Origin of the sequence: Aeromonas sp. QDB30 (genome assembly GCF_027707645.1) — a bacterium.
Classification (GTDB): Bacteria; Pseudomonadota; Gammaproteobacteria; order Enterobacterales; family Aeromonadaceae; genus Aeromonas; species Aeromonas caviae.
Genome location: NZ_JAPCIY010000022.1, coordinates 45,278 through 56,279, shown reverse-complemented (window position 1 = coordinate 56,279; position 11,002 = coordinate 45,278). Strand labels below are relative to the sequence as shown.

The window sequence follows — 11,002 nt, the reverse complement described above, 5'->3', positions numbered from 1 at the left end:
ATCGATTGGATCGGACATACTGAGTACAGTGAAACCAGAATAGAGCAATTAGATCACATCTTTAATCTGATTGGTATTACCTGTTCGCCAACCAGGCCTATTGCCGCTACTTCGGGCTCGATACCGAACAGATGCGGGAAATGAGCGTGCGGGACGTCATCGGCGAGGAGGCCCACGGCAGGGCCATGGCCTATGTGGCAAAGGCCCTCGCCGGTGAGCAGGTGAGTTTCGAGCACCGTTTCGATCTCCCCATAGGCCGACGCGACCTCAGGATCACCATGATCCCGAGCCGGGGCGACGAGCCCGGGGTCTACATCCTCGGCAGCGACATCACCGAGTTCAAGGCGCTGCAAAGCCAGCTGGAACACGAGGCGGCTCACGACCCCCTCACCGGCCTGCCCAACCGGCGCGCCTTCACCCTGCGCCTCTCCCGGGAGCTGGAGCGGGTGCGCCAGAATGCCGAACCCCTGGGCCTGCTGTTCCTCGATCTCGACGGCTTCAAGGGGATCAACGACAGGCTGGGACACCACGTCGGCGATGCCCTGTTGCAACGCTTCGCCCAGGTGCTGAGTGCCGAGGTGCGCCCGGGGGACATGGTGGCGCGCCTGGCCGGCGACGAGTTCACCATCATACTGCCCGCCCTGCGCCAGCCGGAACTGGAGCTGCCCGCCCTGTGCGAGCGGCTGCTGGCGGCCATGGCGGTTCCTGGGGACGTGGCCGGTCACCGGCTGCCCCTTGCCGGCAGCATAGGAGGCGCCCTCTGCCACTCGGGCCAGTATTGTCACATCGACGATCTGCTGCACCGGGCCGATGCCGCCATGTACCGGGCCAAGCAGTCGGGCAAGGGGCGCTTCGCCCTCGATCTCTGACCGTGCTTCGCAAAAATGCAAAACGGCGGCCCGAGGGCCGCCGTTTTTTTATGCGCGAGGGGGATCAGTTGTCACCCAGCAGGACGGAGTCCAGCGCGATTTCGATCATGTCGTTGAAGGTCAGCTGACGCTCTTCGGAGGTGGTCTGCTCACCAGTACGGATATGGTCGGAGACGGTGCAGATGGTCAGCGCCTTGGCACCGTACTCGGCGGCCACGCCATAGATACCGGCGGCTTCCATCTCGACACCCAGGATGCCGTATTTTTCCATGACGTCGAACATGGAGGGGTCCGGAGTGTAGAACAGATCGGCGGAGAAGATGTTGCCCACGCGCACGGCCACGCCCTTGTTCTTGGCGGCCTGAACGGCATTGGCCACCAGGTCGAAGTCGGCGATGGCGGCGAAGTCGTGGTCCTTGAAGCGCAGACGGTTCACTTTGGAGTCGGTGCAGGCACCCATGCCGATCACCACGTCACGCAGTTTCACGTCTTCACGCACGGCACCGCAGGAGCCCACGCGGATCAGGGTCTTCACGCCGTAGTCGGTGATCAGCTCTTTTGCGTAGATGGAGCAGGACGGGATGCCCATGCCGTGACCCATGACGGAGATGCGACGACCCTTGTAGGTGCCGGTGAAACCGAACATGTTGCGCACGTCGCACACCTGCTCGACGTTCTCCAGGAAGGTTTCGGCGATGTACTTGGCACGCAGGGGGTCGCCCGGCATCAGCACGGTATCAGCAAAGGCGCCATCTTTCGCATTGATATGAGGAGTTGCCATTCTCTTTATTCCTTCACACTAGGTTGAGTTTTATTGTCTTTATGGATTGTCCGCTGCCTGCGCGGCGGCGGTACATTACAGGAAACCGGGGCCCTGTGGCACCCCGGGCAGGCGAACCGGCCCGGGGTCACCATCACAGGAAGCTGGTACCGTATTGCAGCTTGGGCAGGCCGTGGTAGGCCGCGATGCTCTGGCCGATGTCGGCGAAGGTCTCGCGACGACCGACGGAGCCCGCCTTGACCGGCTTGCCGTAGAACAGTACCGGAATGTATTCGCGGGTGTGGTCGGTACCGCTCCAGGTCGGGTCACAGCCGTGGTCGGCGGTCAGCACCACCACGTCGCCATCCTGCAGCAGGTCGAACAGCTCCGGCAGGCGGGAGTCGAAGTACTCCAGCGCATCGGCGTAGCCCTTCACGTCGCGACGGTGACCGTAGGAGGAGTCGAAGTCGACGAAGTTGGTGAAGACGATGGTCTGATCACCGGCCGCTTTGACCTCTTCCAGAGTCCTGTCCCACAGCTCGGTCAGACCGGTCCCCTTCACCTGCTTGGTGATGCCCTGCTGGGCATAGATGTCGGCGATCTTGCCGATGGAGACCACCTGGCCACCCGCCTCCTTCATGTAGTCCAGCACGGTCGGCGCCGGCGGCAGCACGGAGTAGTCGTGGCGGTTGCCGGTGCGCTTGAAGTTGCCCTTGCCGCTGCCCACGAACGGACGCGCGATGACGCGGCCGATGTTGTAGGGCTCCAGCAGCTCGCGCACGATGTGGCACAGCTCATAGAGCTTCTCGAGGCCATAGGTCTCTTCGTGGCAGGCGATCTGGAACACGGAGTCGGCAGAGGTGTAGAGGATCGGCTTGCCGGTGCGCATGTGCTCTTCGCCCAGATCGTCCAGCACCTGAGTACCGGAGGCGTGGCAGTTGCCCAGATACCCGGGCAGACCGGCCTTCTCGACGATGGCATCCAGCAGCTCCTGCGGGAAGCTGTTGTGGTGGTCATGGAAGTAACCCCACTCGAACAAGACGGGCACGCCGGCAATCTCCCAGTGACCGGACGGGGTGTCCTTGCCGGAGGAGAGCTCCTGGGCAAAGCCGTAGGCGCCGACCACTTCGATGTCCTTGTTCAGTCCGGCCGGGAAGGTGCCGCTGGCGAGTTCGCCCGCGTGGCCCAGACCCAGCTTGCTGAGGTTTGGCAGGTTGAGAGCGCCACGGCCCTCGATCTCACCGGCGGCGCACGCCTTGGCGATATGGCCAAGGGTATTGGCACCCACGTCGCCGAACTTGTCGGCATCGGCGGCAGCACCAATACCGAAAGAGTCCATCATCAGAATAAAGGTACGTTTCATGGGACTTCCCCTTGTTACAAATCAGCCAGACCGATGCGACGGTAAACCTCGGGCAGCGCCTCTGGTCGGGTGTCGCCGATCTTCACGGCAGCCTGCACCATGCGGGCAGCCTCGGCAAATTGAGCTTCTGTCTGAGCGTGGATCAGGGCGAGCGGCTTGTCAGCATCGACGCTCTGACCCAGGCGGATAAAGTCGGTCAGACCGACCGCATAATCGAGTTTGTCGGCGGCGGCGCGGCGACCACCGCCCATGGCGACCACCGCCAGGCCCAGTTCACGGGTGTCCATGGCGGTGACGAATCCGCTGTGGGCCGCGTAGACGGGGCGCACGATGGCGGCTTTGGGCAGGTAGGCGTCGTAGCGCTCCATGAAGTCGGCGGGACCACCGAGGCCGGTCACCATGCGCCCGAAGATCTCGGCTGCCTTGCCATTGTCCAGCACCGCCTGCAGCTTGGTGCGGGCATCGCCGTCATCGCTGGCAAGACCGGCGGAGATCAGCATCTCGGCGCACAGGGCCATGGTCACTTCGTGGATGCGCGGGTTGCGATACTCACCGGTCAGGTAGCGCACCGCTTCGCGCACTTCCACGGCGTTGCCGGCGCTGGAGGCCAGCACCTGGTTCATGTCGGTCAGGAGTGCAGAGGTGCGGCAGCCGGCCCCGTTGGCCACGGCGACGATGCTCTTGGCCAGTTCCTCGGAGGCTTCAAAGGTCGGCATGAAGGCGCCGGAGCCCACCTTCACGTCCATCACCAGCGCTTCGAGCCCGGAGGCAAGCTTCTTGGAGAGGATGGAGCCGGTGATCATGGCAATGGACTCGACGGTGGCGGTGATATCCCGTACCGCATAGATACGCTTGTCGGCCGGGGCGAGATCGCCGGTCTGGCCGATGATGGCGACACCCGCCTCTTTCACCACTTTCAGGAAGCGGTCGTTGTCGACCGAGGTCTGGTAGCCGGGGATGGCATCCAGCTTGTCCAGGGTACCGCCGGTGTGGCCGAGACCACGGCCGGAGATCATGGGCACGAAACCGCCGCACGCAGCGACCATGGGGCCCAGCATCAGGGACACGACGTCACCCACACCGCCGGTGGAGTGCTTGTCGACGATGGGGCCGCCCAGGTTGAGGTGATCCCAGGTCAATACCATGCCGGAGTCGCGCATGGCGCAGGTCAGGGCAACCCGCTCATCCATGGTCATGTCCTTGAAGTAGACCGCCATCGCCAGGGCCGCGATCTGCCCCTCACCGATGGTGTTGTTGGTTATGCCTTGGACGAAGAATTGAATCTCTTGGGTACTGAGCGCTTCACCGTTGCGCTTCTTGCGAATAATTTCTTGAGGCAAAAACATCTTTCATTCCCTCCGTGCATCACGCACGAACACAGACCGAACCAGATCCGGAAGGGGGCGGCGCACCGCCCCCTGCCACCGCTTAGTAACCGCTGGTATTAGCAGGCTTGTCGCCATGCCCCAGGGTCGCCAGCAGGCTGGCCAGCAGGCTGGAGGCGCCGAAGCGGAAGGTGCGGGCGGATACCCAGTCCTTGCCCAGGATCTCTTCGGCCATGGCCAGGTACTGACCCGCCACGGCGGCGTCTTTCACGCCACCGGCCGGCTTGAAGCCCACTTTCGGGTTCTTGGCCTTGATCACTTCCATCATGATGCGGGCAGCTTCCGGGGTCGCATTGACCGGCACCTTGCCGGTGGAGGTCTTGATGAAATCGGCACCGGCGTCGATGGAGATCTCGGAGGCGCGACGGATCAGCGCCTCTTCCTTCAACTCGCCGGTCTCGATGATCACTTTCAGCAGTACCTTGGCGCCGCAGGCTTCCTTACATGCTTTGACCAGATCGAAGCCGACCTGTTCATTGCCGGCCATGAAGGCGCGGTACGGGAAGACCACGTCCACCTCGTCGGCACCGTAGGCCACGGCGGCGCGGGTCTCGGCCACGGCGATCTCGATGTCGTCGTTGCCGTGGGGGAAGTTGGTCACGGTCGCGATGCGCACGTCGGCGGCGCCGATGTCACGCAGGGTCTTGCGTGCGATGGGGATGAAACGGGGGTAGATGCAGACGGCGGCGGTCAGGCCGGCCGGAGACTTGGCCTTGTGGCACAGGTCGATCACCTTCTGATCGGTGTCGTCATCGTTCAGGGTGGTCAGGTCCATCAGGTTCAGGGCACGTTGGGCGGCCACTTTCAGATCAGTCATGCTATGTCTCCAAAGTCTTGTTAAGCCCCATCACCCGCGATCGGCTTCACCGAACACCAAGGGTCGGCAGAGACGTTCCCGGAGCAACGGGATATGGAATTGCAGCGCAAATGCACAGGCAATACGGCTGCAAATAAGGCAAGAGCCCTGTCACTTTCTTACAAAAGTGCGGACTTGGTTCCATGAAGACTTGAGAAAGGCCGACTACGCAGACCCGACTTCCCAATCAATTCCATTTGACCGCCAACACCCGGATTCACCGGGCATTAGTCAATGCCAGCACCCTGCTGGCATCGCCTATTTCAGCCGAGATACCCCGTGTTTGCAAGCCGGATTTGCCAATTTCAGAGGTACCTCACACCCGGCAAATCCAGCGCTGGAAGGCGCTTAAGAGAAGAAGCGGGTCAGGATCCAGGAGTAGGCAATGCCCCCCAGATAGACCCCCACGATCCCCATGACGCCGGAGAGGACGGGCGGCGCCGGTATCGGCAACTTGAGGAAAGAAAACAACACCCCAACGATAAAGCCGGCCGCCATAGCCAGTAGCACTTCATTCATAGAACCTCCGATTTGACTCACTTTATTATTAGTCTTGACAGGAAAACGGTTGTCACCACCCCAAACGAGAACGCCACAGCAAATCGCTGTGGCGTTCGTCTTTATCCTGTCAGTCAGGCGATGTTACATGCCGGACAGCGCCAGGAAGAAGCCTGCGATGGTCGCAGACATCAGGTTGGACAGGGAACCTGCCAGCACGGCCTTCAGACCGAACTTGGCGATGGTGCCGCGACGGTTCGGTGCCATGGAGCCCAGACCACCCAGCAGGATGGCGACGGAGGACAGGTTGGCGAAGCCGCACAGGGCGAAGGAGATGATCGCCTTGGTGTGCTCGGACATGGCCACACCGTTGATCAGCACTTCATCCTTCAGGTAGGGGGCAAAGTTCAGGTAAGCCACGAACTCGTTGACCACCAGCTTCTGACCGATGAAGGAACCGGCCACGACCGCTTCGCTCCAGGGCACGCCGATCAGGAAGGCCAGCGGGGAGAACAGCCAGCCCAGCAGCAGCTCCAGGGAGAGTTGCGGGTAACCGAACCAGCCGCCCACACCGGAGAAGATGCCGTTGATCATGGCGATGAGGCCGATGAAGGCCAGCAGCATGGCACCCACGTTCAGGGCCAGTTGCAGACCGGCGGAGGCACCGGCGGCGGCAGCGTCGATCACGTTGGCCGGCTTGTCGTCCAGCTCACCTTCTGCGGTGTTCTCGTCGTAGCTCGGGGTCTCGGTTTCCGGTACCAGCAGCTTGGCGAACAGCAGACCACCCGGGGCAGCCATGAAGGAGGCGGCGATCAGGTATTCCATCTTGACACCCATGGAGGCGTAACCGGCCAGCACGGAGCCGGCAACGGAAGCCAGACCACCACACATGACGGCAAACAGCTCGGAGTCGGTCATCTTGGAGATGAAGGGACGTACCACCAGTGGGGCTTCGGTCTGACCGACGAAGATGTTGGCAGTGGCGGAGAGGGATTCGGTACGAGAGGTGCCCAGCACCTTCTGCAGACCGCCGCCCAGCAGCTTGATCACCCACTGCATGATGCCGAGGTAGTAGAGTACCGCGATCAGGGAAGAGAAGAAGATGATGACGGGCAGGACGCGGAAGGCGAAGACGAAGCCACCGCCACCGAACACTTCGAACATCTTGTTGCCAACCAGACCACCGAACAGGAATTCGATGCCGTTCTGGCCATAACCGATGACGCTGGAGACGGCGTCGGACACGCCCACCAGGATGTCACGACCGACCGGCACGTAGAGCACGAAGGCCCCCAGACCGGCCTGGATGGCAAAGGCGCCACCTACGGTACGAATTTTGATTGCCTTGCGGTTGCTGGAGAACAGCACCGCAATAAGGATGAGCGTCGCCATCCCTACCAGACCCATTATCAGATTCATTATTAACACTTCCTCTTTAGTAGCACCTGCCAGCTTGTTAACGATTTGTGTATTGAAGCCGCTAATCAAGGGTGCGCATTATACTAATTACGGTGCGACAAAATAGAATACTGGTCACATTTTATAAGCCACAAACGGCCTGAACATCGTTTAATTAGACCGCAAACGATTTTTATGGGCCCTGTTTTTTATCACTCGGTCATCATTTGATAATCAAATGTTAATTTCATGATTTCCCGGGGGGAACAGCCGCCGGGTGGAGTCATGTAACACCGAAATAACATCCTCCAGCGGTTGCTGCCGCAATTGTGCCAACAAGCGGGCTATGGTCGGCAGGCTGGCCGGCGTGTTCACCTCCCCCTGCTGGCCTTGCAGCGGCATGTCGGGAGCGTCGGTTTCCAGCAGCAAGGCCTCCAGCGGCATCTGGCGTATCGCCTCCCGGGTCTTGTTGGCCCGCTCATAGCTGATGACCCCCCCGATCCCCAGCCTGAAACCCAGTTGCCAGAACACCTCCGCCTGATGCAGGGAGCCGCTGAAGGCGTGAATGACGCCCCCTTGTGGCGGAGTGAAGCGCCGCAGGATCTTGGCGACCGTGTCGTTGGCACGCACCGAGTGGACGATGAGGGGCAGCGCATGCGCCATGGCCAGCCGCACCTGCGCCTCGAACATCTCGACCTGCCCCTCCTGCGGCACATGGGAGCGCAGATCCAGCCCGCACTCCCCCACGGCCACCAGCCCACGGGGCCGACTCGCCAGCAGGGTCTCCAGCCGGGTCAGTACATCCCGGGGCTGCTTGCCCACATACCAGGGATGGATCCCCAGGCCATAACGGATGTCGTCGTGGCGCTCGGCCAGCGCCATCACCCGCCCCCAGTTTTCCTCTCCCACGGCGGGGATGATATACTCGCCCACCCCCAGCTGGCGCCACCGGGTCAGCAGCGCCTCCCGATCGGCGTCAAAGACCGGAAAATCGAGGTGGCAGTGGGTGTCTATCAATTCCATGTCGCGCTTACCTGTCTGTCGTACTCAATGGGTTCATTCCATGCCAACACACGTTTCCCGAGGCTTTACCCTGATAGAACTGGTGCTGGTCATCATCGTGCTGGGGATCCTGGCCGTGACCGCCCTGCCCCGCTTCATCAACATCCAGGACGACGGGCTCAAGAGCAGCGTCTCGGCCACGGCGGGCAGCTTTGCCAGTGCCGCCCGGCTCGCCCACGCCGGCTGGGCGGTCAAGGTTAAGGGGGAGCCCCTGGCACTCTACAACTTTAGCGGCATGGGCAGGCAGGATCTCGACATCAACAGCCATGGCTGGCCGGTGGGCACCAAGGAGGACCAGGGAGGTCAGGGGCCCGATACCGTCTTCCCCGGTGGCGACAGCGATCAGATCTCCGTCAGCAGCCGGGACGACTGCGAGAGCCTGTTTGGCGCCCTGCTCGATACCGATCTGACGGTGGCCGATGAGTTGCACCAGGATTCAGACAGTGACTACATCTCCCGGCTCATCCCGGCAGACGCTCAGGCTGACGGCGCCCTTCGTCACGACAACTGCCGCTATACCCTGCGCAGCTCCGTGGGCCGCTTCCCGGCATACCCCGACGGGCTCTCGTTCGACTACAACAGCGTCACTGGCGCCGTGACCCGCCAGTTCCAGTGAGGTCGTCGCCCTTGTCCGGGCGCTTCTCCTCTTCATCATGGCGTACCGGCGCGCAGCAGCGCCGGTTCTCCGGTGTGAGTCCCCACTCCTGGCACCAGGCATCGTAGCGAGCCAGCCAACGCAGCAATATCCCCTTCATGGGCGCCTCCTTGTCTCGATGGTTTCCCCACAAGCTTGCCCCAATCCAACTCCCCAGACCAGCATCTCGGGGCCAGCGGCGTCATGGCCTGTCCAGCGGCAGCAGCAGCCCCATGGAAATCTCGTCCACATAGCCCTCGTCCAGCCGATAGGCCTGCCGTCTCACCCCTTCCTCCACGAACCCGCACTTGCGATACAAGGCGTGGGCCACCTCGTTGTGGGCCATCACTCCCAGCTCCAGCCGGTGGATACCGAGATCCCTCGCGGTCGCGATCAGGGTACGCAGCAACCGTTCCCCCCATCCCTGCCCGCGCGCCCTCGAACACAGCCCCATCACCACCAGGGCACAGTGGCGGTTGCGTGCCAGGCCGCCACCAAGGAGCGCGGCAAACCCTTGCACCTCCCCCGCCAGCTCCAGCAGCCACATGGCCTGATTGGGGGCTGCGGCCATGGCCTCGAGCCGCCTGCGCTGCCCCTCGATGTCCGAGGGGCGCTCTCCCGCTTCATACAGCATGAAGCGGGTCTCCCTGTCCAGTTGCCCGAAGAAGTGATCCAGCACCGCCGCATCCTCCACCCCTGCCATACGAATCATCACGCCGATCTCCCTGCCTGGTGGTTCTGCCGACCACGACCATAAAAAAACGACTCCCTCAGGAGTCGTTTCTATCAGAGCCATCTGGCTAACGCCACGCCCTCGGCCCGATCAGGCTTTCGCTGACAGGCTCAGGCGAGCAACGGCTTCCACGTGCATGGAGTGCGGGAACATGTCCACCGGCTGCACCTCGTCCAGCACGAAGCCCTGCTTGACCAGCCAGGCGAGATCCCGGGCCAGGGTCTGGGGGTTGCAGGAGACATAGACCAGCCGGCGCGGCGCCATGGCCACCAGGGTCTGCAATACCGCCTTGTCACAGCCCTTGCGGGGCGGATCCATCACCACCACGTCGGCACTCACCCCGTCGGCATGCAGGGCAGGCATCAGCTGCTCCGCCTTGCCCACGTGGAACTCGGTCTGCTCGATGCCGTTGAGGGCCGCATTGCGACGGGCGTCGCTGATGGCACTCTCCACCGACTCAATCCCCACCACCTTGGCGGCCTTGCCTGCCAGGAACAGGGAGATGGTGCCGATGCCGCAATAGATGTCGAACACCGTCTCGCTGCCGGTCAGCTCGCAATACTCCAGCGCCTTGGAGTAGAGCACGTCGGTCTGGCTCGGGTTGTTCTGGAAGAAGGAGAGGGGCGAGATCTCGAATTCGAGCTCGTGGATCTTGTCGCGGATCACACCGCTGCCCAGCAGCACCCGGTTCTTGTCACCCAGGATGCGGTTGGTACGCACCTCGTTGATGTTCTGCACCAGGGTAGTGACCGGCAGATCCGCCAGGGCCGCCAGCAGCTCGGCTTCGAACGGCAGCGCTTCGCCCAGGGTCACCAGCACCACCATCAGCTCGCCGCTCTTGAAGCCCTTGCGGGTCATCAGGTTGCGCACGCAGCCGGTGTGGGCCACCTCGTCATAGGCCGCGATGTCGTGCTCGCGCATCCAGTTGCGTACCCGGGCGTTGAGCTCCACGTGCAGCGAATCCTGCACCGCGCAATCATCGGCGGTGATGAGGTCATGGGAGTGCTTGCGGTAGAAGCCGATCTCGGCGCCCGCCTCGCTGCCACGCACCGCGTACTGGGCCTTGTTGCGGTAGGCAAACGGCGTCTCCATGCCGAGGATGGGGTTGACCACGGCCTCACCCAGCCCGACCTGCTCCAGTGCGCTCTGCACCAGGCTCTGCTTGAGGGCAAGCTGGGCCGGATAGGCCAGCGGGCGCACCTGGCAGCCACCGCATTCGGTGTTGGGGCAAAAATCGGCCACCCGATCGGCAGAGGGCTGGGTCAACTCGACCAGCTTGCCGTGCAGGTAGTTCGGTTTGACCTCGGTCAACTCGACCAGCGCCTGCTCACCGGGCAGCAGACCCTCGACAAACAGGGGGCGATCGAACAGGCGACCCTTGCCATCCCCCTTGTCGGTCAGTTCCAGAATATCGATCTGATGTTGGTGTCCCACTAACGGCATG

The 11,002-nt window shown here is 62.4% G+C and carries 11 protein-coding genes and 1 pseudogene; 2 read left to right on the top strand and 10 right to left on the bottom strand.

The window, feature by feature from the left end; all coding sequences use genetic code 11:
• Positions 1-77: 77 nt before the first annotated feature.
• A pseudogene (locus PG896_RS09270) lies at positions 78-869 on the top strand (diguanylate cyclase domain-containing protein); the annotation flags it as partial.
• 64 nt (positions 870-933) lie between these two features.
• Here the strand turns inward: PG896_RS09270 and deoD are convergent.
• From deoD to PG896_RS09235, 7 genes are all read right to left on the bottom strand, one after another.
• Positions 934-1,650: a purine-nucleoside phosphorylase gene (gene deoD, locus PG896_RS09265; protein ID WP_005341325.1), complete on the bottom strand. Its 717-nt coding sequence runs from the start codon at positions 1,648-1,650 to the stop codon at positions 934-936.
• 133 nt (positions 1,651-1,783) lie between these two features.
• On the bottom strand, positions 1,784-2,992 hold the full coding sequence (locus tag PG896_RS09260; RefSeq protein ID WP_010673030.1) for a phosphopentomutase: 1,209 nt from the start codon (positions 2,990-2,992) through the stop codon (positions 1,784-1,786).
• A 14-nt stretch (positions 2,993-3,006) separates the two neighbouring features.
• The gene (deoA, locus tag PG896_RS09255) at positions 3,007-4,338 is read right to left on the bottom strand and encodes a thymidine phosphorylase (protein ID WP_043153005.1); all 1,332 of its coding nucleotides are present in this window, start codon (positions 4,336-4,338) and stop codon (positions 3,007-3,009) included.
• Between the two features lie 82 nt (positions 4,339-4,420).
• The gene (gene deoC / locus PG896_RS09250) at positions 4,421-5,194 is read right to left on the bottom strand and encodes a deoxyribose-phosphate aldolase (RefSeq protein WP_039039946.1); all 774 of its coding nucleotides are present in this window, start codon (positions 5,192-5,194) and stop codon (positions 4,421-4,423) included.
• Positions 5,195-5,581: 387 nt separating this feature from the next.
• Entirely contained in the window at positions 5,582-5,752 is a 171-nt protein-coding gene (locus PG896_RS09245; RefSeq protein WP_010673027.1) for a XapX domain-containing protein, read from the bottom strand.
• 123 nt (positions 5,753-5,875) lie between these two features.
• Positions 5,876-7,150, bottom strand: coding sequence for a NupC/NupG family nucleoside CNT transporter (locus PG896_RS09240; RefSeq protein WP_010673026.1), 1,275 nt, complete (start codon positions 7,148-7,150; stop codon positions 5,876-5,878).
• Between the two features lie 213 nt (positions 7,151-7,363).
• Positions 7,364-8,152, bottom strand: coding sequence for a TatD family hydrolase (locus tag PG896_RS09235; protein WP_052816277.1), 789 nt, complete (start codon positions 8,150-8,152; stop codon positions 7,364-7,366).
• Between the two features lie 40 nt (positions 8,153-8,192).
• Here PG896_RS09235 and tppF point away from each other — a divergent pair, with 40 nt between their 5' ends.
• Complete coding sequence (gene tppF, locus PG896_RS09230) at positions 8,193-8,807, top strand: type IVa pilus pseudopilin TppF (protein ID WP_029313748.1); 615 nt, start codon at positions 8,193-8,195, stop codon at positions 8,805-8,807.
• Here tppF and PG896_RS09225 read toward each other — a convergent pair.
• The 3 genes from PG896_RS09225 to rlmD all read right to left on the bottom strand — a co-directional run bounded on the left by PG896_RS09225 (position 8,776) and on the right by rlmD (position 11,001).
• A complete protein-coding gene (locus tag PG896_RS09225) occupies positions 8,776-8,946 on the bottom strand; it encodes a DUF5363 family protein (protein ID WP_171864938.1) in 171 nt (56 codons plus the stop codon). The genes tppF and PG896_RS09225 overlap by 32 nt on opposite strands.
• 81 nt (positions 8,947-9,027) lie before the next feature.
• Entirely contained in the window at positions 9,028-9,537 is a 510-nt protein-coding gene (locus PG896_RS09220; RefSeq protein ID WP_171864946.1) for a GNAT family N-acetyltransferase, read from the bottom strand.
• Between the two features lie 111 nt (positions 9,538-9,648).
• Entirely contained in the window at positions 9,649-11,001 is a 1,353-nt protein-coding gene (gene rlmD, locus PG896_RS09215) for a 23S rRNA (uracil(1939)-C(5))-methyltransferase RlmD (RefSeq protein WP_052816281.1), read from the bottom strand.
• Position 11,002: the final 1 nt, after the last annotated feature.

What these genes read in the sequence shown, in the direction of transcription:
- PG896_RS09245 (WP_010673027.1), bottom strand. Translation starts at nt 5,752, where the DNA reads ATGAATGAAGTGCTACTGGCTATGGCGGCCGGCTTTATCGTTGGGGTG.
- rlmD (WP_052816281.1), bottom strand. Translation starts at nt 11,001, where the DNA reads ATGCCGTTAGTGGGACACCAACATCAGATCGATATTCTGGAACTGACC.
- deoA (WP_043153005.1), bottom strand. Translation starts at nt 4,338, where the DNA reads ATGTTTTTGCCTCAAGAAATTATTCGCAAGAAGCGCAACGGTGAAGCG.
- PG896_RS09260 (WP_010673030.1), bottom strand. Translation starts at nt 2,992, where the DNA reads ATGAAACGTACCTTTATTCTGATGATGGACTCTTTCGGTATTGGTGCT.
- PG896_RS09225 (WP_171864938.1), bottom strand. Translation starts at nt 8,946, where the DNA reads ATGAAGGGGATATTGCTGCGTTGGCTGGCTCGCTACGATGCCTGGTGC.
- PG896_RS09220 (WP_171864946.1), bottom strand. Translation starts at nt 9,537, where the DNA reads ATGATTCGTATGGCAGGGGTGGAGGATGCGGCGGTGCTGGATCACTTC.
- tppF (WP_029313748.1), top strand. Translation starts at nt 8,193, where the DNA reads ATGCCAACACACGTTTCCCGAGGCTTTACCCTGATAGAACTGGTGCTG.
- PG896_RS09235 (WP_052816277.1), bottom strand. Translation starts at nt 8,152, where the DNA reads ATGGAATTGATAGACACCCACTGCCACCTCGATTTTCCGGTCTTTGAC.
- deoC (WP_039039946.1), bottom strand. Translation starts at nt 5,194, where the DNA reads ATGACTGATCTGAAAGTGGCCGCCCAACGTGCCCTGAACCTGATGGAC.
- PG896_RS09240 (WP_010673026.1), bottom strand. Translation starts at nt 7,150, where the DNA reads ATGAATCTGATAATGGGTCTGGTAGGGATGGCGACGCTCATCCTTATT.
- deoD (WP_005341325.1), bottom strand. Translation starts at nt 1,650, where the DNA reads ATGGCAACTCCTCATATCAATGCGAAAGATGGCGCCTTTGCTGATACC.